This window comes from Sphingobium sp. B2, from assembly GCF_007693735.1.
In the GTDB taxonomy this organism is placed as follows: domain Bacteria; phylum Pseudomonadota; class Alphaproteobacteria; order Sphingomonadales; family Sphingomonadaceae; genus Sphingobium; species Sphingobium xenophagum.
Genome location: NZ_VDBZ01000001.1, coordinates 1,881,327 through 1,902,022 on the forward strand (window position 1 = coordinate 1,881,327; position 20,696 = coordinate 1,902,022).

Annotated in this window: 18 protein-coding genes, 1 tRNA gene and 1 pseudogene; 13 read left to right on the forward strand and 7 right to left on the reverse strand. The window is 60.7% G+C overall.

The window, feature by feature from the left end; all coding sequences use genetic code 11:
* Positions 1 to 170, reverse strand: a 170-nt coding sequence (locus FE851_RS09030; RefSeq protein WP_145204280.1) for an ArdC-like ssDNA-binding domain-containing protein, incomplete at its 3' end; no start/stop codon positions are given.
* 212 nt (positions 171 to 382) lie between these two features.
* Here FE851_RS09030 and FE851_RS26070 point away from each other — a divergent pair.
* Positions 383 to 547 carry a hypothetical protein gene (locus FE851_RS26070; protein ID WP_186378790.1) on the forward strand — a complete coding sequence of 55 codons (165 nt, stop codon included), beginning with the start codon at positions 383 to 385 and terminating at the stop codon, positions 545 to 547.
* A 42-nt stretch (positions 548 to 589) separates the two neighbouring features.
* On the opposite strand, the gene FE851_RS09035 is transcribed toward FE851_RS26070, so the two are convergent.
* Complete coding sequence (locus tag FE851_RS09035; RefSeq protein ID WP_145201787.1) at positions 590 to 2,413, reverse strand: ParB/RepB/Spo0J family partition protein; 1,824 nt, start codon at positions 2,411 to 2,413, stop codon at positions 590 to 592.
* Positions 2,414 to 2,851: 438 nt separating this feature from the next.
* On the opposite strand from FE851_RS09035, the gene FE851_RS09040 reads away from it, so the two are divergent.
* The 9 genes from FE851_RS09040 (at position 2,852) to istB (ending at position 11,952) form a co-directional block, all read left to right on the forward strand.
* Positions 2,852 to 3,748, forward strand: a complete 897-nt coding sequence (locus tag FE851_RS09040; protein WP_145201789.1) for an HNH endonuclease — start codon at positions 2,852 to 2,854, stop codon at positions 3,746 to 3,748.
* Between the two features lie 55 nt (positions 3,749 to 3,803).
* Positions 3,804 to 4,004 carry a DUF5818 domain-containing protein gene (locus FE851_RS09045; RefSeq protein ID WP_145201792.1) on the forward strand — a complete coding sequence of 67 codons (201 nt, stop codon included), beginning with the start codon at positions 3,804 to 3,806 and terminating at the stop codon, positions 4,002 to 4,004.
* Entirely contained in the window at positions 4,001 to 4,141 is a 141-nt protein-coding gene (locus tag FE851_RS26075) for a hypothetical protein (RefSeq protein WP_186378791.1), read from the forward strand. Before FE851_RS09045 ends, FE851_RS26075 begins: the two co-directional genes overlap by 4 nt.
* Positions 4,142 to 4,295: 154 nt before the next feature.
* A complete protein-coding gene (locus FE851_RS09050) occupies positions 4,296 to 4,772 on the forward strand; it encodes a MucR family transcriptional regulator (RefSeq protein WP_145201794.1) in 477 nt (158 codons plus the stop codon).
* Between the two features lie 265 nt (positions 4,773 to 5,037).
* On the forward strand, positions 5,038 to 6,225 hold the full coding sequence (locus FE851_RS09055; RefSeq protein WP_222422937.1) for a Fic family protein: 1,188 nt from the start codon (positions 5,038 to 5,040) through the stop codon (positions 6,223 to 6,225).
* 745 nt (positions 6,226 to 6,970) lie between these two features.
* A complete protein-coding gene (locus FE851_RS26080) occupies positions 6,971 to 7,780 on the forward strand; it encodes a hypothetical protein (protein ID WP_186378792.1) in 810 nt (269 codons plus the stop codon).
* Complete coding sequence (locus tag FE851_RS09060) at positions 7,777 to 9,579, forward strand: patatin-like phospholipase family protein (protein WP_186378793.1); 1,803 nt, start codon at positions 7,777 to 7,779, stop codon at positions 9,577 to 9,579. Before FE851_RS26080 ends, FE851_RS09060 begins: the two co-directional genes overlap by 4 nt.
* Positions 9,580 to 9,697: 118 nt before the next feature.
* Positions 9,698 to 11,197 (forward strand): IS21 family transposase, encoded by a 1,500-nt coding sequence (gene istA, locus FE851_RS09065; protein WP_145201800.1) that lies wholly within the window; start codon positions 9,698 to 9,700, stop codon positions 11,195 to 11,197.
* Positions 11,194 to 11,952 carry an IS21-like element helper ATPase IstB gene (istB, locus tag FE851_RS09070; protein ID WP_137114004.1) on the forward strand — a complete coding sequence of 253 codons (759 nt, stop codon included), beginning with the start codon at positions 11,194 to 11,196 and terminating at the stop codon, positions 11,950 to 11,952. Before istA ends, istB begins: the two co-directional genes overlap by 4 nt.
* 814 nt (positions 11,953 to 12,766) lie before the next feature.
* Here the strand turns inward: istB and FE851_RS09075 are convergent.
* The 3 genes from FE851_RS09075 to FE851_RS09090 all read right to left on the reverse strand — a co-directional run bounded on the left by FE851_RS09075 (position 12,767) and on the right by FE851_RS09090 (position 15,859).
* A complete protein-coding gene (locus FE851_RS09075) occupies positions 12,767 to 13,267 on the reverse strand; it encodes a hypothetical protein (RefSeq protein WP_145201803.1) in 501 nt (166 codons plus the stop codon).
* Positions 13,268 to 14,401: 1,134 nt separating this feature from the next.
* A complete protein-coding gene (locus FE851_RS09085) occupies positions 14,402 to 15,619 on the reverse strand; it encodes a tyrosine-type recombinase/integrase (RefSeq protein WP_130752240.1) in 1,218 nt (405 codons plus the stop codon).
* Positions 15,620 to 15,783: 164 nt separating this feature from the next.
* Positions 15,784 to 15,859, reverse strand: a tRNA-Thr gene (locus FE851_RS09090).
* Positions 15,860 to 16,047: 188 nt separating this feature from the next.
* Here FE851_RS09090 and FE851_RS09095 point away from each other — a divergent pair.
* Together FE851_RS09095 and FE851_RS09100 are read left to right on the forward strand one after the other, a co-directional pair.
* Positions 16,048 to 17,490 (forward strand): annotated as a pseudogene (locus FE851_RS09095) (hypothetical protein).
* Between the two features lie 287 nt (positions 17,491 to 17,777).
* Positions 17,778 to 19,004, forward strand: coding sequence for an NAD(P)/FAD-dependent oxidoreductase (locus FE851_RS09100; protein ID WP_145201811.1), 1,227 nt, complete (start codon positions 17,778 to 17,780; stop codon positions 19,002 to 19,004).
* Between the two features lie 119 nt (positions 19,005 to 19,123).
* Here FE851_RS09100 and FE851_RS09105 read toward each other — a convergent pair whose 3' ends face one another.
* Both FE851_RS09105 and FE851_RS09110 read right to left on the reverse strand, forming a co-directional pair.
* Entirely contained in the window at positions 19,124 to 19,627 is a 504-nt protein-coding gene (locus tag FE851_RS09105) for a 2'-5' RNA ligase family protein (protein ID WP_145201814.1), read from the reverse strand.
* Positions 19,624 to 20,163: a peroxiredoxin gene (locus tag FE851_RS09110; RefSeq protein WP_130752238.1), complete on the reverse strand. Its 540-nt coding sequence runs from the start codon at positions 20,161 to 20,163 to the stop codon at positions 19,624 to 19,626. The genes FE851_RS09105 and FE851_RS09110 overlap by 4 nt, the downstream gene beginning before the upstream one ends.
* Positions 20,164 to 20,272: 109 nt before the next feature.
* Here FE851_RS09110 and FE851_RS09115 point away from each other — a divergent pair, with 109 nt between their 5' ends.
* Positions 20,273 to 20,692 (forward strand): sugar transporter, encoded by a 420-nt coding sequence (locus FE851_RS09115; protein WP_145201817.1) that lies wholly within the window; start codon positions 20,273 to 20,275, stop codon positions 20,690 to 20,692.
* Positions 20,693 to 20,696 lie beyond the last annotated feature (4 nt).

The window sequence follows — 20,696 nt, forward strand, 5'->3', positions numbered from 1 at the left end:
GAATAGCGCCTGCCGGTCCCGCCGTTGCGCGGCAGGCCCAGCGCGGCCTTGCCATTATCCCATGGCCGCACCCATGGCAGCGTGCCTTCCTCCAGTTGCGCGATGATCCGGTCGGTCACCTCGCTGTAGAGGGTCGCGCCCGTGCGCGTGGTCTTGTCGTGATGTCCCATGACCTTTCTCCTTCCCGCATCGCACCGGCCGCCGGAGTGGCGGGGGTGGGCGGCAGGAGCGAACCGGCAGGCGCCCCGACAGAGGCGGGCCGCACCCGCAAGGGCCGCAACGGATGTGGAGGAGTTGGCGCGAAGCCCGACTTGAGGCCCGCCGCGGGGGGACTAGAGGGTAGCGACGCCCACCCCCGCCGCGCCGACAGGCCGATCAGACAATGATCCAACGCCATCGTGCCGATTGCGCGATGACCGCTGCCGAACCCTTCGCGCTGCCTTTCGCAGCGCTCCGCATCCCCTGGAAATTCCCGCAAACAATGACGCCGGGCGGCGAAGCCGACCGGCGCGAAATTCCGCGCGATCATGACTATCCATTGGCTTAGGAAACCAAGCGGGCGACGTCTCCGCGCCGCCCGCCCCATCGATCAGGCCGCCTGTTGGACCGGCTCGTCTTCCGGCTCGGTTGCAGCAACCGCGCTGTCATCCTGCGTTTCGTCCGCGCCTTGCGCTTCGCCCTCGCCCTGCGTCCCCGCGTCGTCCGCGCCTGCCCCCTCAAGCAGCGGCGCGACCGCCTCCCATCGCTCGACGCTGCCAACCCCGCCCCGCTGGGTATAGGTGGACGGCGGAAAGGCCATCCAGCGCGGCACCCAGCCGTCCCGCTTCTCCCGCCCATTGGTCCCGGCAAGGCAGTCCCGCACGATCTGCCGCTGCACCTTGGCCGTTGCACTGCCATTGCCGGTTGCGGCGTCTTTGCCTGCGACATCGGCAAGGACATGCCCCATCACCTCCCGGTCGCGGATAAGATCAAGCAAAGCATCATCGGCCTGCCAGCAGGACGCCATATCCACGTCCATCTGAACCCCCAGATATTCGATCAGCGGCGTTCCGGCCTCCAGCGTTTCGCCCATGACGACGGCAAGGATGCCCAGCACCATGGCGTCGTCGAGGTCCAGCAGCCGCAGATAAAGCGGGACCAGCTCTCTGTCATAGGCATGGCCGGTCACGGTCGGCGTGTCGGGATCAAGACCAAGCAGGTCGAGGGCGATCCGTCGCTCCCTGTCGAAATCGGCTTCGGACACGCAATTTTCGACGCTTTCGCTGATTGCATCGGTTGCGCCGCGCTGGGACGCGACATCGACCCGCCATAAAGATGATCCGGCAATGGCATGGGCGACGATCAGCCGCAACGCGATGGCAGGCGAAGCCCCGACCTTGGCCCGCACGGCGGCATGACGATGGAGATCGAGATAGCTGGCAAGCGGTGCAGACAGTTCGGGCCGAACCGCTTTCTCGACGCTGCCGCCCTGTTCCAGCTTCCGCGCCTCCTTGAGGGTCACATAGCCTTCATGGAAACTGACGTCCCCGCCATGACCCATGGTCACATAGACCCGCCCGCCCTTGGTCTTGGGACAGCGCTCATGCTCCCATGAATGAAAGGCCTCGCCCCGCGCCATGACGGCAACTTCCTGCCACCCGGCATCACGATAGCCCTCGACGCGCTCGGTAACCGCCGCCTCCTGCATCTGCCAGAAGAGGTCGGCATCGGCGAAATAGCTGTGATCGCCAAACAGGTCAGCCACGATCCCGCCGGTATAGCCCGCCGGATCGAACAGCGCCTTGTCGGTGGCGATGGCGCTACCACCCAGCAGCCACGCCTTCACATAATGGCCCATCGGCGGACGCGCATCCTCGTCGTCCAGCAACGCCAGCCATTCGCGCTGCCGGGCTTTTGACGCCAAGGTCAGATGCCGCACGGTCACAGCATCGATGCTGTCGCTGCGATAGAGGTTGCGGATGCGGGGCAGCAGATTGCCCAAGGCGAGCGTCCGTTTCACCTGCAAGGCGGTGAGGCCAAAGGTCAGCGAGATATCCTCGGGCGACCGGCCTTCCTTCACCAGCCGGGTGAAGGTTTCCCAGCGCGTCACCTCGTCGGGATCGAGCCGGGCGATATTCTCGATGAGCGATGCCTCCAGCGCTGCCGCATCGTCGCCCGCCTCCATGATCGCGCAGGGCAGCGGCTCGACGCTCCCCTCCTCCTGCGCCACGATCAGCGCGGCATGATAGCGCCGCTTGCCCGCGACAATCTCATAGGTGGTCGGTGATCCATTCTGACGCACGATCAGCGGCACCAGCGCACCCCGCGCCCGAATGGACGGAAGGATGTTGGTGAGGTCCGGCACCTTCTTCACGCCGCGCATGTTCGCAGGCGAAACCGAGAGGCAGGCGATATCGATATGCTTGAGTTCCATGGTCCTTACTCCTTGCCAAACACCGGCCCCGGAAAGCGGGGTGGGCGGCAAGAGCGCACCGGCAGGCCCGGATAAGCGGCGGGCTGCATCCGCAGGACCGCAACATTAGTGAAGGAGCCGCGCCACCGGCCGGCTTGCCGCCTGCCGCGACGGGCCTAGAGGGTAGCGACGCCCACACCGCTTGGCCGGGACCGGCCCACGCCATCGCCCACAAGCGATGTCCGCCAGCGATCCGCCAAGGGTCGCGCGTCAGCGATCAGAACCCGAAAGGGCCGAGACAGGCCAAGCTGGCTCGGTGGAGCGGAAGCGCAATAGAGCGCAGCCCAAAGGGGACGCCCAGAAAACCCCCAAGCAAAACAGCTATCCCTTGCTTGGTCCCCACTAACCGGGCCATGGTCGATATTGCGGCTGATACCGCATCGGGGGGATAACAAGGCCATGGCCTTTGGCGTTTTCATACACCGGTCGGATTCGATCTACGACGACAGCCCAGCCGAGCGCTATCAGTTCCCGTCCCAATATCTTGGCCGCGTCTCTGCCTGCCTTGATGACTGGATCGTCTATTATGAACCCGTGAAGGTCAGCGGCACCCGCGGCTATTTTGCGGTCGCCAAGGTGAGTCAGGTCATTCCCGATCCCCAGGCGCCGGGCATGTATATCGCCATGATCGAACCGGGCAGCTATCTTGAATTTGCCAACGCCGTGCCCTTCAACGGTCCTCATGGCCTGGCGGAGCGCGGCCTTCTCAATGAGGCCGGCAAGATTTCCGGTCGCGCCCAGGCAGCGGTGCGCCCCATTTCGACCGCCGACTTCAACCATATCCTCGATCTAGGCCTGGACGAACGCGCGCCGCTTCTGCCGCGTGTCGATGACCTGACGCCGCCCCTCTTCCAGGATGGGGCGATGCCCTTCATCGCCGAACAGGAACGCCGCCGCACGACAACACTCGTTTCCAGGATCGAGCGCGACCGTGTTTTCCGCCGGGTCGTGCTGCGCGCCTATGACGAGCGCTGCGCCATCACTGGTCTCAAACTCATCAATGGTGGCGGCCGCGCGGAAGCGGAAGCCGCGCATATCCGCCCGGTCGAAGCCAATGGCCCTGATAGCGTCCAGAACGGTATTGCCCTGTCCGGCACTGTCCACTGGATGTTCGACCGGGGGCTGATCAGCCTCTCGGACGATCTCGACATCATGATCTCCCGCCAGGCCAATGACAGCGACAGCATCACGGGCCTTGTCAACAAGAGCCGCCGCGCCACTCTTCCCATCCGCGCCCAAGACCGACCCCATCCCCATTTCCTCGCCTGGCATCGGGACAATGTCTTCAAGCTTTGAACCCGCCAATCCCGCCTGACCCGCCTCCAGAAGAATAGCCAAGGACTATCATCCCATGGCCAGATACCGCCCGATCATCCTCGAAGGCCTGCTATTGCAGGAAGGCCGTCAGCCCGTTCTGCAAATGGCAGACGGCGGACAATGGCGGCTTCTGGCCCAGGGCAGACAAGACCATCTTCTGGGCCGCCATGTGCGCGTCGAGGGCGTGCGGGAAGGCCATGATATTGTTGCTGTCGACAGGATCACGGCCCGATGACGCTGACGCAGGTGCAGATAGCTTGGGGCGCTGCGTCCATGCTTATCCGCCGCCATGGGAACCAAGCAGAAGCGCACGCCGAAAGTCGAATATCGGAATTGACCGCAATCGGCGATGACGAAGGCATCCGGATGTGAAAGAAAATCGCCTGTTGCATCCATCAGCGGCGTGACACAGGAACATCGCACTAGCCGCGTCATTTGATATTATATCCGCACAACTCTATCTCAGGTCGATCGCCACCCGTTAGCGGTGGCAATCTTCTTGTCCTCCATTCAGGATCCTAAAAAAATGTCCGAACAGCCGGTTGCACAGGATATGCTCATCACGCTGACCGCCGACATTGTCGCGGCCCATGTTGCCAACAATAGTGTCAGCATCGGCGACCTGCCGCAACTGATCGCCAATGTGCATCAGGCGCTCAACGGCCTTGGCACGAAAGAGCCCGAAACCCCCAAGCTCGAGCCCGCCGTCTCGATCCGTGCCTCGGTGAAGCCGGACTATATCATCTGCCTCGAAGACGGGAAGAAGCTCAAAATGCTCAAGCGCCATCTGATGACCCACTATCAGATGACCCCGGACGACTATCGCGCAAAATGGGACCTGCCTGCCGACTATCCTATGGTTGCGCCAAGTTACACCGCCACCCGCAAGGAGCTGGCTCTCAGGATTGGCCTTGGTCGCAAGCCCAGGGCAGCGGCTGTCGCTCCCGCCGCAAAAACACCGGCCACACGCACCCGCAAGGCCAAGGAACCCGCACTCGTCTGAGCAGGGAAACCGAAAATTCACAAGGGGCGGCATCATGCCGTCCACTGTCGTTCAAGAAGCGCCTGCGCAATGTCCATTTGAGAGGACACGCAATATGCTCCGCATAGGCGCACGCGCTGGCAGCAAGAGCCCGTACCCGAAAGATTGCTGAGATATTTATAGTCCATCTCCCGCAATTAAACCGGCACAGAATTATTCTGAAAATATCAAAATCGCCAGATATTACGCCTTTTAAACCGGCAAATTAACCGGCATGTTATCCGGCATGAACATATTCACGATGGAACCCATGGTGCCGGAAGAGGCCGCTCATGGCCTTGAGGATTGCGCGGTCACGCTGATCGCCGAAGCCAACAGGCTGGCCGGTCGCATCCATCCCATTTTACAGGAATCGGTAGGAACGCTCGTCCGTTCCATGAACTGCTATTACTCCAACCTCATCGAAGGGCATGACACCCATCCGCGCGACATCGACCGCGCCCTTGCTGATGATTTTTCCGTCGAGCCGCGCAAGCGTGAACTCCAGCAGGAAGCGGTTGCCCATATCCATGTCCAGCGGTTGATCGACGAAGGCCGCGATCCGGACATCTGGCCGGCGACGGCGGACTATGCGGCATGGCTGCATCGCGAATTCTGCACACGCCTGCCGCCCGAAATGCTCTGGGTCGGCAATCCCGACACGGGCGAGCGCCTCCCTGTGATCCCGGGCGAATGGCGTGACCGGCAGGTGATTGTCGGGCGGCACATGCCACCGGATCCTGACGACCTGCCGCGCTTCCTCGACCGGTTCGACCGGGCCTATGCGGCACCACCCTTGTCGCGGCTTCGCCAAATCCAGACGGTTGGCGCCGTCCATCATCGCTTCCTGTGGATTCACCCCTTCATTGACGGCAATGGGCGCGTTGCGCGGCTGATGTCCCATGCGCTGCTCAAGCGCCTGGGGATTGGAGCCAGCCTGTGGTCCGTTGCACGCGGCCTTGCGCGGGAGGAAGCTCGATACAAGAATTTGCTGATGCAGGCCGATGGTCCGCGCGAAGGAGACCGTGACGGGCGGGGCAATCTGACCCAGCGGGGCCTGATGGCATTCTGCCAATTCTTCCTCGATAGTGCCATCGACCAGGTCCGCTATATGGGTGAGCTTCTCGATCCCGAGACGCTGCTGCGCCGGATCGAAATCCATGTTGAAGAAGAGGTTCGCGCCAAGACGCTGCCCAAGGGAAGTTATATGGTCCTGCGTGAGGCTGCGCTGGCGGGCGAAGTTGAGCGCGGACGCGTGCCGATGCTCACCGGATATGAGGAACGGGCGGCGCGGAAGGTGACGTCGGCCTTGCTTGATCGCGGCATGCTTACTTCAACCAGCCACAGGGCATCGCTGCGTCTCGGCTTCCCTGCGGATGTCGCCGAACGGTGGTTCCCCCGATTATATCCGGCAGGGATCGGGCGGCCGACATGATGAGCCTCGCCTAACTGAACCAACAAGCAGCGGAACTCGATCAAAGAGGACTTGCGCCAGGCACCCTGCTGATGAGGATAGCAGCGCGCGTCTATATGACCGTTCGTCCTTCACGACGGCAGGGTCAGCCAATCCGGCGCAAAAAAATGCGCAGGGTAACTGCGCACGAGCAACGGTCACTCACCGTCGAACACGGGCTATTTTGCTGCCCCGGAAAGCGAAAAGAAAACAGCCCATCTGTCTATTTTGCGCCATTCTTAGTCGCTCGGCAGCTCGCTCGCCGACCCCAGAATCAGACACTCGTTGCCACAATTATAAAACGCAGGAAAAGGCAATGTCTGGGACTATGTGGCCATTCCCGCCGAAACCGTGAACAACAGGTTCTGGGGAAAACAGCCATTTTTGGGCGGCTCAGCCCGCCCGGTGAGGGCCAGTTTAGGCGGCAAACCAACTTGCTGCTCTGCGCTAGGGAAATGAGCAGGCGGGCGATTAGCACCCAAGCACAGTAAGCGCAAAAATGATCTCTGGCGATCTTTGGTCCAGCACGGCTCGACGAACGGGCTGGCCATTGTGAACGATTAGAGTGCCAGCTTCAGGAGCTACAAGGTGGCCAAATCCGCCACGGTCGCAAAACGATCCGCTTACGACGGGCAGGTTTCCGATTGCGTTCCCTTGGCACGGCCCTGGGTAGCCCTGCTCATCGAACGGTTGTATTTCTCCCCTTTTGGCGGCATCTGGCTGGATCATGCCATTTCACGAAACCTCCGAATTTCCGACCGTCGAGGGCCTAGAGGTTGAGGCGATCAGAGTTAGTCCCACGAATGTGCTGTTGCCATCAAGGCACACCCGTACACCGCAGGTCGAGCATCTTCAGGCACAGTTCGAGAGGTTCGTCGCGTCGAATGCCCAGCTCCGCGCCACCTTGCGCGAACTCGATGTTCTCGGCGCCACCTATTATGCTTATGGGGGCTGGGTGCGCGACAATCTGACAAGCAGCACCTTTGGGAATGAAGCAATCACTGCGAAGGACATCGACCTCGTTGTCGAAAACATAAGCGGCACGCAACTCGGCCAAGTCATCAATCCGCCATACCGTATGACCATATTCGGCGGGTACGCCTGCGATAATGGTGCTTGGCCATTCGATGTTTGGGCACTGAGCGATACATTCCTCATTCGGCGGCTTGGCCTGTCCGCTAATCTAGATACGTTGCTTCGAGTTACCGACTTCAACATTAATTCAGCTATCTTCTCGCCCGCAACAGCTCGCAGTTCGCCCAGCCTCATAGATGGCGGCTGCTTGACTGCGTTGAAATTGCGCACGATCGACTTCCAATGCGAAGTCGTGCCCTTCCCAGTTCTCCAAGCAGCACGGTTACTCATTTACGGCACGAAGCTGAAGTTTCAGTTCTCCGACCGCATATCACGGTTCATCCGAAAGGTCGCTGGAGTACCGGAAAATCACCTGTCGATCGAACAAGGTATTCGCAGCCATGCGCCGCACCATGCCCGAAGCGCCTTGCTCCTTCTTCGCCAGATGAAGGCTGCTCAATGAAGACACACTACTTCTCGAATACTTTCGGCGTGTTCGAAGGTGGTGGCGTGCGGGCTGCGGCATTCGCAGGCGCCTACGCCGAGGCTATCGCTCTCGGGGTAAAATTCAATGCGGTTGCCGGTACGTCTGCTGGCTCGATCGTGGCTGCGCTCATAGCCGCAGGGGCGACACCTGAGTTTCTTTTGGAGGAGCTTGCTCAAACGAGCTTCAGGGATTTGCTGGATGCCCCCCGTGAAGTAGACAGGCCCTTTAACCGTGCGAAGTGGTTAGCGTCGTTGGGGGGAGCGATTCCGGGCGCAATCGGATCTGTGGCGACAATCGTTAAGAACGGGGGCCTTCATAGCTCGGCCAAAATAGAGCATTGGATTGAAGGCCTGCTGCGGCGTGTCCTGACGTTGCGGGGTGTCACTCCCGCTGGAGACCGGGTGACCTTCGCGGATCTCACCTTACCGATCTTCATCGTGTCGGCAGACTTGGCAGCCGGGCGTCCGAAAATCTGGAGCAAGTCAGCGACTCGCGATGAGAGCGTAGCTGTCGCTGTGCGCTGTTCATCATCGATCCCGTTCTTCTTTCAACCGGTTCGGAGCGGCGGCGCGCTGCACGTAGACGGCGGCATCATCAGCAATCTTCCTAGCTATGTGTTCGCGGAAGCTCAGCCGTCTGCGGCTCGTTTCTCGGAACGAGTGCTGGCGTTTCGTCTAAGGTCAGCAAAGAATGACAGTGCCGGTTTCCGCGAGTTCAGCGCATTTGCAGGCTCGGTTGCGGACGCGGTAGTGTCTGGTGGGACAGCGGTGCAGCTGAAGCTTCAATCAAATGTGCATTCCGTGGAGATCGACACCGGTACCATCAAGTCCACAGACTTTGATAAACTTGATGCCGAAGCGCAGATGAAACTCGTCGAGAGTGGCCGAAGCGCCATGCGGTCATTTGTTGCGAACGAGCAGCTCACGATGAGCGCGGTGACCGAGTCGCGCACGTATGAAGGCTACGACGAGCGTATGCTCGCCTATGTGCACATGCTGCAGCGGGGGTCACGGTCGGCTTTGTTTGTCGATCGTTCAAGCTACTTTCTTTTCATGATTTTTCCCGCGCTACTCGCGTCAGCCCGGCGCGGCCTTGTGCTCCGCTACTTCTGCGACCCGACGGCGGATGCCGAGGAAATTAAGCGACGTACGACGCTTAGACGACTTGGCTTCGACGTCATCGAATTGTCCGAGCTGCCTTTTACGGGCTTGTTTACTGACGCCGACCACGAGTTTGCTGTTTCAGCTGTAAGTTCGGTAGAAGGGCGCGTTGGGATCGACTTCCCGTATGAGGTGGGAGAAACACGGCTTTACACGACTGCTACCGACGCGGGGGTGATGTCAGTCCTGCGACGCGCGACAGGTCACGACAGCTTAGCGGCGAAGGTGCGTGATACTTCGATTCGTTTGCAAACTGTGCCTACTGAGCACCTTTTCGATTTGTTACGGCGGGTCCCGCAATATGAGAAGGCAACGTTCGAACTGATCGATCTGCAGCTCGACGATAAACTCCAGAGCATGCAAGCAGAGGTGAAGGAGTTTAAGCTTCTACAAATAGCCGACCTTGCCGAGCAGTTTCGCAGCGAAGGCGTTGCCTTGTTCGCGCCGATGTTCGCCATTCTTCGTGATGGATCGGAGTCCCTGATAACACCTCCAGTGGTGGAAGAGGTAGGCGAATCGCTTGTTCTTATAGAGGGGCACTCACGTGCCTACTACTGCATGAGGCTGGGGGTGCCGTCCATGAAGGCGGTGCGAGTGAGAGGTGCAAGCGAGTGAGAGCGGCGGTGCAAAAACCTACCACGGTAGCGGCGGGATAGTCCCGCTTCGGGCGGCGTAAAAGTCGTCCACCTATGTCCTGTCTGCAGCGTGCAGGGAGGGCCGGGAGATCTATACCGTGGAACTTTATCGGGAGGTCCGCGTCGCCTGTGGGAACGGCATGACCCAGCGCGAGGCGGCGAGGCATTTCAACATATCGCGCGACAGTGTTCGCAAGATGCTGTCGTATTCGACCCCACCCGGCTACCGGCGGCAGGCTCCGGTGCGCCGGCCGAAGCTGGATGCGTTTGTTTCAACGATCGATCACTGGCTTGATGAGGACGTGAAGGTACCGCGCAAGCAGCGGCACACGGCCAAGCGGGTGTTCGACCGGCTTCGCGACGAATGCGGGTTCACCGGCGGCTACACGATCATCAAGGATTACATGCGCGAGCGCGAGCAGCGCCGACAGGAAGTGTTCGTGCCGCTGTCGCACCCGCCGGGCCATGCGCAGGCCGACTTTGGCGAGGCGATGGTGGTGATCGGCGGCGTGGAGCAGAAGGCCCGCTTCTTCGTGCTCGACCTGCCGCACAGCGACGGCTGCTATGTGCGAGCCTATCCGGCGGCGGTGGCCGAGGCCTGGGTGGATGGCCACATCCATGCGTTCGCCTTCTTCGGCGCGGTGCCGCAATCGATCGTCTACGACAATGACCGCTGCCTTGTGGCGAAGATCCTGCCCGACGGGACACGCAAGCGTGCGGCACTGTTCAGTGGCTTCCTGTCCCACTACCTGATCCGGGATCGCTATGGCCGTCCGGGAAAGGGCAACGACAAGGGGAACGTCGAGGGGCTGGTCGGTTATGCCCGGCGCAACTTCATGGTGCCGATCCCGCGGTTTGCGACATGGGATGCGTTCAACGCCTGGCTGGAAGAGCAATGCCGCAAGCGTCAGCATGACAGGCTGCGCGGCGAGAGCGAGACGATCGGGGAACGGCTGCAGCGGGATCTTGCCGCCATGCGTCCATTGCCGGCGGCACCCTTCGATGCCTGCGACCAGGCCAGCGCCAAAGTGACGGCGCAGTCGCTGGTGCGCTACAAGACCAACGACTATTCGGTCCCGGTCGCCTACGGGCATCAGGATGTCTGGGTTCGCGGCTACGTCGACGCGGTGGTGATCGGCTGCCGCGGCGAGATCATCGCCCGCCATCCGCGGTGCTGGGAACGCGAAGACGTCGTCTTCGATCCGCTGCATTACCTGCCGCTGATCGAGCAGAAGATCAACGCGCTGGATCAGGCTGCTCCTCTCCAGGGCTGGGACTTGCCCGGCGAGTTCGCCACGCTGCGCCGCCTGATGGAGGCGAGGATGAACAAGCACGGCCGGCGCGAGTACGTGCAGGTTCTGCGGCTGCTGGAAAGCTTCGACCTCGCCGATCTGCATGCGGCGGTGAAGCAGGCCCTGCATCTCGGTGCGATCGGCTTCGATGCGGTCAAGCATCTGGTCCTGTGCCAGGTGGAGCGCCGGCCGCCGCGACTGGACCTGTCGATCTACCCATACCTGCCGAGGGCGAATGTCGAGACGACCTCGGTCAAGGCCTACATGCGCCTGCTCGGTAACGTTGAGGGGGAGGAAGCGGCATGAGCACCGAGGCCCCCGAGATCCTGCTTGCCCACTATCTCAAAACCTTGAAGCTGCCGACCTTCCAGCGCGAGTACCAGAAGCTGGCCCGGCAATGCGCCGCCGAGGGCGTCGATCATATCGGCTATCTGACCCGGCTTGCCGAACGGGAGATGATCGAGCGCGACCGCCGCAAGGTCGAACGCCGCATCAAGGCGGCGAAGTTCCCGGTCGTCAAAAGTCTCGACAGCTTCGACTTTGCCGCCATCCCGAAGCTCAACAAGATGCAGGTGCTGGAACTGGCGCGTTGCGAATGGATCGAGCGGCGCGAGAATGTCATCGCGCTCGGTCCCAGCGGCACGGGCAAGACTCATGTCGCCCTCGGGCTCGGCCTGGCCGCCTGCCAGAGGGGCCTGGCCGTCGGCTTCACGACCGCCGCCGCACTGGTCAGCGAGATGATGGAGGCGCGCGACGAGCGGCGGCTGTTACGCTTCCAGAAGCAGATGGCCGCCTACAAGCTCCTCATCATCGACGAGTTGGGCTTCGTGCCGCTCTCGAAGACCGGCGCGGAACTGCTGTTCGAGCTGATCTCGCAACGCTACGAGCGCGGCGCGACCCTGATCACCAGCAATCTGCCCTTTGACGAGTGGACGGAAACACTCGGGTCCGAGCGCCTGACCGGCGCGCTGCTCGACCGTATCACCCACCATGTCAACATCCTCGAGATGAACGGCGAAAGCTACCGTCTCGCCCAAAGCCGCGCCCGAAAGGCAGGCTGAAACCCTCACCAAAATCGCCGACGCCGCAAGCGGGAAACTCTGGTCGGGCTACGCCCTCCCGACGTTCCCCGCTTGCGCCGCCAAGTGGCCTACTTTTACGCCGCCGTGTGGCCGGATTTTGCTCCGCCGTTGACAAGCGAGCCTTTGCCGGGCACGCCAAGCCGTTTTGTGGATACCCGTGTCTCGAGCAAGACCCTGCCATCGGATCGGCTCTTCAAGAGTTTTGTTCAGAGTCGGTTTCGCTTGATCGAAAAATTCGTCCGCGAATGATTCACATAGCTGCGATCGAGCTTCAATTGAATGGATGGCCGGATACTCGGTTCGGCAATCACCAGGAGGCGGTCAGCTATCCACACTTTCTGATGCTAGCGCACTTGAAGAGTTGAAGTTGCTACCTGGCACGTCCATGTCTCCCGAACGGCATCTCTGGAGCAGGTTGACGTTCCGCCGACGCGATGATTGGCGTGAGTTGGTCGGCAGGGAAGGCAGCGTGAGCGGCAGCCATCCCTGTATCTACGCTCCGGACCAGACGTTCGCCTATCAGCCATTGTGCGACAAACAGGATTTTCGACAGGGACAGCTACACGACTGCCTGCAATCCCTAGTCGCGACGGGGGCCACCAGCATCGATGCTGGGGCGTTCGCGCTCTATTGCGAAACCACGGCTGTCTTTATCCAGTCGGTGAAAGATGGCCAGGTAGTGAATGCAGCTACCGGTCAGAATTGCGCAAACAGATGGAACTGCTGTCGATCGCCGGGGCAAAATCCCGTCTGGCCAAGATGGGACAGGATAAGGCAACTATCACAAATCCATTCACTGTTCGGGAGTGACTTTGGGGAATCCGCCAATATCTGTGCGCCCACGTTCAACAAGAAATTCCAGCAACCCATTAACCGCTGCCACTTGCGGATAAAGAACATCGACCGGATCGCCACTAAAATAGCCATCTGCCGCGCTGAACTCCACGTCAAATTGGTGAAGCCGAGTGGCAACGTCCAGCGGAAGAAGTAAGCGTGCCGTAGCTATTACCTCTTCGAGAGTCCGCCAAGATTTTTGATATAGGTCGCGGTCAATATGGCTGCCGCCTTGCTCCTCAAACTGATCGATTTCCGCATGCAGAACTTTTCGCAGATGGGCCAAGGCGGACACAGAGTCACTGAACGCCGCCAGTTGTCGTTCCCATATTTTCTCTGACTTGTAGCGGCGCAACGCCCAGTTTACCGCCAGCCTGGCGACCACCAGCGCCCCGCTGAATTGCGCGCCAAGTTTTACAACTTCGAATGTGATCGTCCCCCACAGCGGCATATCGCTCATATAGTCCCCCAGCTAAATATGGGGTGACCCGTTACCCCAAGAATTCCTATGCTTGGCGCGCAATCAATTGCGCCAAACGCGTCGTCAGCGGCAAGTTGCCCGCGTGCTGGCAGATGCGCGCGGCCTGCCTTTGCGGCAATTGCTTGTCGACGAGCGACAGCCAGCAATTAGCGCCAACCATCGGTTGCCTGCCCCAAAAGAGGAATGGCAGCTATAGCGTCCTGCACGCCGGACAGCCGACAGTCTCAAATCGGCCAGAATTTGCCCTGAGAGCTTGCCCCCGCAAAAACCCTGAATCCAACAAATTCTATCGAATAATTTCAATTAGTTGGCACCTGAAAATTCGAGGAAACTGAGGTTTTTTGCGGGTGTCCAGCTAGGCCAACACAAACAGCCGAGATGATGGCGACAAAACGGAACCATCAGACGAGTAGTGAGTCCACAAAGGCCTGATCCGCGCAGCAGCGGAGGTCGGGCCACGTAGGCTTTCATCAGGCCTTTCGCTGCCGCGCGTAGAGCGGTGCCGCTACAATAGCAGCGGAACCGATCCCAACCGTGGCTCCCAGGATTTTCAGTGGACCCGATAGTCTGGCTTCCTGTTCGCCTTCGCTCGTATCGGTCGTACGTTCATCTGCCTGTATGCTTTCAGCATGCGGCGCTGGGTGTGCGGGATAGGGTGCCGTGCTGCCTGGCGGCACGGAAGGCAGATATGTCATATATTCTCTCCTTGGGTGGATCGAACGCGCCAGTGAAAGCGCGGTTGCGCTTGAGCCCGAATCGTTCGGCAACAGGCGCGCCAAATGAGACAGCCTGCGGGCGACCGTCCGACCTCGTCGTTGGAACGCCAGGTCGGACCGCCCCCGATCCTTATCTTCGACCTTTCAGACTGCGCCACAACGTCGCGATGCTGGTCAGCACCGCAGCGATCCCGAGAAGAAACGATCCGTCGATTATTACCATTGCCGACTCCTTTCCTGGCCCATATGTTCGCTATATGTTCTCATGTAGGAAAGAGGGATTTTGCGCGACAGGAGCTCATGTCCGAAAATCGTGTGTCTTTTTCAGACAATTTTCGATCGTCCGGTGGTCCGAAAAACAGCTTCGCTTTTTGGACGAACCGATCAGCTCACCCTTTCACGCGCTCCCGAATTGCGGGTAAATAATTTCGGCGCCATCACGGAGCTGGTCAAGATGGTCGGACCACCATTGTGCCATTTTCACCCTCTCAGCCCAGTGAGCACCGCGATGGTAAGCAGCGCGCACATGATCGCGATCGCTATGAGCCAGAGCGCGCTCGATGGCGTCGGGGTGCCACAAGCCTGACTCATTGAGGAGGGTACTGGCAATGGCCCGAAACCCGTGCGATGTCATTTCATCGCCACCATAGCCCAATCGTCGCAAGGCGACATTGAGCGTATTCTCACACATTGGCCGCAACGACGTGTGGAATGCGGGAAAGAGAAATCCTCCGCTATTCTTCAAGGCTCGAAGCTTGTGAAGCAGGTCCATCACCTGGCGCGACAACGGGACGACATGGGCCTGGCCCATCTTCATTTTTGCGGCCGGGATACGCCATACCGCAGCGCCAAGATCAATTTCCGACCACTCCGCCTTGCGCAACTCTCCGGGACGCAGAAAGACATGAGGAGCGAGCTGCAACGCGATCCTGGTCTCGATTCGGCCGCTGTATCCATCAATTGCACGCAACAGTTCGCCGACCTTTACCGGCTCAAGCACCGCGGCATGATGTTTGACCCTGGGCGCTATCAAGGCTCCTCGCAATATGTCAGCGGGGTTATGCTGGGCGCGGAGTGTGGAAACCGCATAACGAAATATGCGCCCCGAAAAAGCCCTCAGACGGTGTGCTGTCTCGTGATGCCCTTTGCGCTCGAGCCGCTTCAAGGCGGCAAGCAATTCATGCGGTGTCACAGATGCTACCGGACGTCGGCCTACATGGGGGTCCAGAAGATCGCGAAACCAGCGCGCCTTCTTGAGTGTTGCCGGGGATTTTCCCTCCAGTTCCATCTTCATGATATATTCGTCGGCTACGACCGAAAATGTCGTCGCGGCAGCAATTTCGGCCTGCAGCTTCGCCTGGGCCTTTACGGCAACCGGATCGACGCCCCCCAACAACAACTCGCGTGCTTCCTCCAGCTTCTCCCGTGCCTCCTTGACGCCGATGGCGGGATAGTGGCCCAGCGTGATCTTCTTCTCCACGCCATGATACCGGAATTTGACCCGCCATATCAGAGAGCCGGACGGCTGAACCGCGAGATACAGGCCTTTACCGTCGGCTACCTTGTAAGCCTTTTCCCGCGGTTTGAGTGCCTTGATCTGCACAACGGTAAGCATTGGGGGCCTCTATCCAGAAAGATCGTTGAGGCCCCCAGATTCGAGCCCCCAAATCATCCGGATCAGGATGAACAAAGGCGAACGACACCGGAAAGCCGATGCCTCAATATACCAGTATTTCCGGGGGTTTTCGAGGATTTTCAGCCCCATAACAGGGGCTATCCTGGTGCCGCTTACAGGACTCGAACCTGTGACCCCCGCATTACGAATGCGATGCTCTACCAACTGAGCTAAAGCGGCGTTGCGGCGGGCAGATAACAGTGGTTGGGCCTTAGGACAAGCGGGCAATTGCATTGTCGGGTCGGTCTTTTTGCAGGCGGCACGGTATATGGCCGTTCGGCGCTGCCATCTTTACGGCAAATTTACCATCCGATGCCACTGTCGAGTCCCAAAGAGGCAGAATTTTGCCTGAAATAGGGACGGACCGGATGGACACTCTGCGGGGGCATGACGTCGCCAACGACCAGGACGATTTCGATTATGCCGATGATGCGGCGATCGACGCACCGTTGACGGTGGTATCGGACGAGCGGCGGATGCAGGTGCGCGCCTATAATTACTGGGCGTCGCTGCTGGGGGATCGCACCCTGCCTTCGATCGAGGATCTGTCGCCTGACCAGTTGGAAGATTTCGGCCCGCACAGCGTATTGCTGGATTTTTCCACCGGACTCGACAATCCCGCCATCGTATATCTCGGCTCCGCCTTGCGGCAGGAATGCGAAATTGACGGGTCCATCAGCTATATCAACGATGTGCCCGCCCGGTCGCTGCTGTCGCGGCTGACCGATCATTATCTGCAGATTATCGCCAATGCCGCGCCCATCGGGTTCGAAGCCGAATTCGTCAACCAGCGCGATGCAGAGATATTATATCGCGGCATATTGATGCCCTTTTCGTCCGATGACGAGACGATAGATTTCGTGTTCGGCGTGATCAACTGGAAGGAACTGGCCAGCCGCGACGAGCGGCAGGCGCTGGAACTGGAAGTCAGCGCGGCGCTGTCCAGCATCATGCCAGCGCCGACGAACGTGCCCGTATGGGCAGATGGCCCGGCGGGCGGCGACACGGTCGATGCCGCGGTCGATGCTGCCCCCCTGCCCCCTTCCGCCGCCCCTTCCGCCCCCATGCCCGTCGCTTCGTTCGATGAAGAGCCGCTGGACCTGTCCGGCATGGAAAGCCCGACCGATGACGCGCCGCTCGCCGACTGGCTGGCGCTGGCGCGCGACGGTGCCGACCAGTTCCGCACCAGCGAAGCGCGCAGCCATGCCGCGCTCTATCGCGCGATCGGCCTGGCCTATGATTTTGCGCTGGTGGCGCAGGCGCGGCCCGACGACTATGCAGAACTGCTGGCCGATTGCGGCATCAAGGTGCAGGCGCGCAGCCCGATGACCGCGATCATCAAGCTGGTTTTCGGCGCCGGATATGACAAGACGCGGATCACCGAATATGCGACCGTTCTGGACCATGGCCGTGCCCTGGGCCTGGGCGTGGGCATGCTGGCCGACCATCTGACAAACTATGCAGGCGGGCTCAAGGCGCTGGTGCGCGACGAGCGGGCGTTGCGCCGGGCCGAGGCACCGCCGCGCCCCGACAAGCGCGAAACGGCGCGAAACGCGATGAAAGCCGCCGCTGCCATCGATCCGCAGGCCCTGGCCATGGACACAGACGGGCTGGCGCTTGTCGTCGCACGGCGCGCAGCCGACGGCAGCCTGTCTCTTATACACATCTAGATGTGTATAAGAGACAGGGACACAGACGGGCTGGCGATTGTCGTCGCACGGCGCGAAGCCGACGGCAGCCTGGCGCTGGTCGCGCAGTTGCCCGAAGGATCGGACCTGGCGCAGCGGGTCATGCTCGCCGCCGCGCGCTAAGCGGGCAAGCAACCCCTGCGCAATCCCCGCAGGCGTGGAAACGCGAATCGACCGATATTCTGTATCGGCGCGATGACCTGCTTCATGCGCGGGTCTGGCCTGCCGACATTTTCGAAGCCTTAGCGCCCTTACGGAGCGATCAAAGCGCCACAATTCGGAGCCGGAACAGCGCGGGGGTGCAGCACGGACGTCGCTCTTTTGACCGCAATTGCCGCACATCGCCCTTGCCACCACCGGCAAAGCGCGCCAATCAGCGGCGCAATGGGGATAAAGAGGATAGCGGGCCAATGAGCTATTATGACGTATTGATCGTGGGCGCAGGCCATGCGGGAGCACAGGCGGCGATTTCCCTGCGTCAGTCGGGCTTTGAAGGCTCCGTCGCGATGATCGGCGACGAAAAGGATCCGCCCTACGAACGTCCGCCGCTGTCGAAGGAATATTTCGCAGGCGACAAGAGCTTCGACCGCATCCTGATCCGTCCCGCCGCCTTCTGGAGTGAGCGCAATGTCGACATGCTGCTGGGCCGCCGCGTGAAGAGCGTCGATCCCGTTGGCAAGTTCGTGACCGTAGGGGATCAGGAAATCGGCTATAACAAGCTGATCTGGTGCACCGGCGGCAATCCCCGGATGTTGACCTGCAACGGGGCGGACGCGGCCAATGTCCATGCCGTGCGCCGTCGCGACGATGTCGATGCGATGATGGCGAAGATCGACAGCATCAACCATGTGACCATCATCGGCGGTGGTTATATCGGGCTGGAAGCCGCCGCCGTCCTGTCCAAATTCGGCAAGAAGGTCGTGCTGCTGGAAGCGCTCGACCGGGTGCTGGCGCGGGTCGCGGGCGAGGAATTGTCGCGCTTTTACGAAGCGGAACATCGCGCCCATGGCGTCGACCTGCGCACCGGCGCGCGGATGGATTGCATCGAAGTCACAGACGGCAAGGCAACGGCCGTGCTGATGGCCGATGGTGAGCGGATCGTCACCGACATGGTCATCGTGGGCATCGGCATCATCCCCGAAACCGGCCCGCTGATCGCGGCGGGCGCTGCGGGGGGCAATGGCGTGGATGTCGACGAATATTGCCGCACCAGCCTGCCCGATATTTATGCCGTGGGCGATTGCGCCGCCCATGCCAACCGCTTTGCGGGCGGCGCGCAGATGCGCGTGGAATCGGTGCAGAACGCCAATGACCAGGCCAAGACCGCCGTGGCGCACATCATGGGCAAGGAAGAAGCCTATAACGCGGTGCCATGGTTCTGGTCGAACCAATATGATCTGAAACTCCAGACCGTCGGCCTGTCGACCGGCTACGACCAGACGATCCTGCGTGGCGATCCGGCGGCGCGCAGCTTTTCGATAGTGTATCTCAAGGGCGGCAAGGTGATCGCGCTGGATTGCGTCAATATGGTCAAGGATTATGTCCAGGGCCGCGCCCATGTGCTGGCGGGCGCGGCGCTCGATCCGGAGCAACTGGCGGATGCGAGTGTGCCTTTGAAGGAAGTCGGGTTGGCCTGAAACGCCAGCTACCGAAATAACGATCCGTTCGCCCTGAGCGTGCCGAAGGGGCGTTCTTCCTGGCGAAGAAGGGTTGGGCTTCGACAGGCTCAGCCCGAACGGATTGGGCGACAAGTCCCCTACCCCCGGAAACTTGCCTTCATGGCCAGTTCCCACGGACCGCCGCGATAATGCCAGGCGGCAAGGCCCGCGATGACGAACGGGCGCGGCTGGAAATCCGCGCGTAGTGCCTCCGCCAGCGCTTTGGCCTCTGCCGGCTTCACCTTATTCTGCACCGTCACATGCAGGCGCGGCCGGGCCTGGTCCTGCGGCGTCAGCAGGCCGGTGAAGGCGTTGGCCAGTTCGTCGCGCATCGCCGACAGTTGCGGGCTGTCGATCCGGAAGGCCACCCCCTGCCCCAGCAACATCACCTCGCTCAGTCGCGCGACCGGCGCAGGGCCACGGCATAGCGCCTTGATGCGCGCGCTTACCTCCGCCAGCGCGGAAGGCGGCAGTTGATGGAACAGGGTGATGTGCGCGGACAGGACATTGCGGTCGGGCGGAAAATGCGCGCGGCGCAATCCATCCGCCCAGGCAAAGTCCGCCGCGCCCATCAAGGCGCTGACGATAATCGGGGCGCTCACCCGGCGGGATGCGCCTTCAGCCAGTCCAGCACGGGTTCTGGCCGGGTTTCGCCATAGGGGTCGTCATCTTCGCCCATATCGTTAATCCCCGGCTCCTCGAACCAGGCGACGACCTTGCCATCGTCCACGACCATCGCATAGCGCCAGCTGCGGTCACCAAAACCCAGATGATTTTTCTTGATCAACATGCCCATGCGGCGCGTGAAATCACCCGATCCGTCCGGCAGCAGCTTCACATTGCTAACGCCCAGATGCTTGCCCCACTGGAACATGACGAAGGCATCGTTGACCGATACGCAATAGACATCATCCACGCCCAGCGCCTTGAAATCATCATAATAGCGTTCGAAGGCGGGGCATTGTTCGGTCGAACAGGTGGGCGTGAACGCGCCGGGCAGAGAAAACACCACCGCCCGCTTGCCGGCGAAAAGATCGCCGGTATGCACATCCTCCCAGCGAAATGGGTTCGGTCCCTCGACGCTTTCGTCGCGCACGCGGGTCTTGAGCGTTACATTCGGTACGGATCGTCCCAGCATGGTTCATGTCCTTCCATGTCTCGCCGCTTCCGCGCGGCCCTTCACACGTATATGATCAGTCCATGACGCCCCTGCAACGGGACACGTCATAGAGGGAGGGGATTGGATCATGAATATGCCGCGATATTTTGTCGTCATCGCCATCGTCCTTTTGTTGTGGAACCTGATGGGACTGGCTGCCTTTGCCATGCAATATACCGCTGACCTGACCGAATTGGCCAAGTCCGATCCGGTTACCGCACAGGCGTTCGCCGCCATGCCGGCCTGGGTGTGGATCGCCTATGCCATCGCCGTGGGTGCAGGCACGCTGGGGGCTGTTCTGCTGCTGATGAAGAAGGCGGCCGCCGCGAGCCTGTTCCTGCTCTCGCTGATCGCTGTCGTCGTCCAGTTCGGCTATACCTTCCTTGGCACCGATCTGCTGGCGGTGAAGGGACCATCGGTCATCGCATTTCCGGCCTTCATCGTGGTGATGGCTGTCGTCCAACTGCTCTACGCCCGTCATCTGGTTGGGAAAGCCATGCTGCGTTGACGCC

Excerpts from the sequence above, each read along its gene's own strand:
- FE851_RS26070 (WP_186378790.1), top strand. The coding sequence starts at position 383 with ATGATCCAACGCCATCGTGCCGATTGCGCGATGACCGCTGCCGAACCC.
- FE851_RS09035 (WP_145201787.1), bottom strand. The coding sequence starts at position 2,413 with ATGGAACTCAAGCATATCGATATCGCCTGCCTCTCGGTTTCGCCTGCG.
- FE851_RS09040 (WP_145201789.1), top strand. The coding sequence starts at position 2,852 with ATGGCCTTTGGCGTTTTCATACACCGGTCGGATTCGATCTACGACGAC.
- FE851_RS09045 (WP_145201792.1), top strand. The coding sequence starts at position 3,804 with ATGGCCAGATACCGCCCGATCATCCTCGAAGGCCTGCTATTGCAGGAA.
- FE851_RS26075 (WP_186378791.1), top strand. The coding sequence starts at position 4,001 with ATGACGCTGACGCAGGTGCAGATAGCTTGGGGCGCTGCGTCCATGCTT.
- FE851_RS09050 (WP_145201794.1), top strand. The coding sequence starts at position 4,296 with ATGTCCGAACAGCCGGTTGCACAGGATATGCTCATCACGCTGACCGCC.
- FE851_RS09055 (WP_222422937.1), top strand. The coding sequence starts at position 5,038 with ATGAACATATTCACGATGGAACCCATGGTGCCGGAAGAGGCCGCTCAT.
- FE851_RS26080 (WP_186378792.1), top strand. The coding sequence starts at position 6,971 with ATGCCATTTCACGAAACCTCCGAATTTCCGACCGTCGAGGGCCTAGAG.
- FE851_RS09060 (WP_186378793.1), top strand. The coding sequence starts at position 7,777 with ATGAAGACACACTACTTCTCGAATACTTTCGGCGTGTTCGAAGGTGGT.
- istB (WP_137114004.1), top strand. The coding sequence starts at position 11,194 with ATGAGCACCGAGGCCCCCGAGATCCTGCTTGCCCACTATCTCAAAACC.
- FE851_RS09075 (WP_145201803.1), bottom strand. The coding sequence starts at position 13,267 with ATGAGCGATATGCCGCTGTGGGGGACGATCACATTCGAAGTTGTAAAA.
- FE851_RS09085 (WP_130752240.1), bottom strand. The coding sequence starts at position 15,619 with ATGCTTACCGTTGTGCAGATCAAGGCACTCAAACCGCGGGAAAAGGCT.
- FE851_RS09100 (WP_145201811.1), top strand. The coding sequence starts at position 17,778 with ATGAGCTATTATGACGTATTGATCGTGGGCGCAGGCCATGCGGGAGCA.
- FE851_RS09110 (WP_130752238.1), bottom strand. The coding sequence starts at position 20,163 with ATGCTGGGACGATCCGTACCGAATGTAACGCTCAAGACCCGCGTGCGC.
- FE851_RS09115 (WP_145201817.1), top strand. The coding sequence starts at position 20,273 with ATGAATATGCCGCGATATTTTGTCGTCATCGCCATCGTCCTTTTGTTG.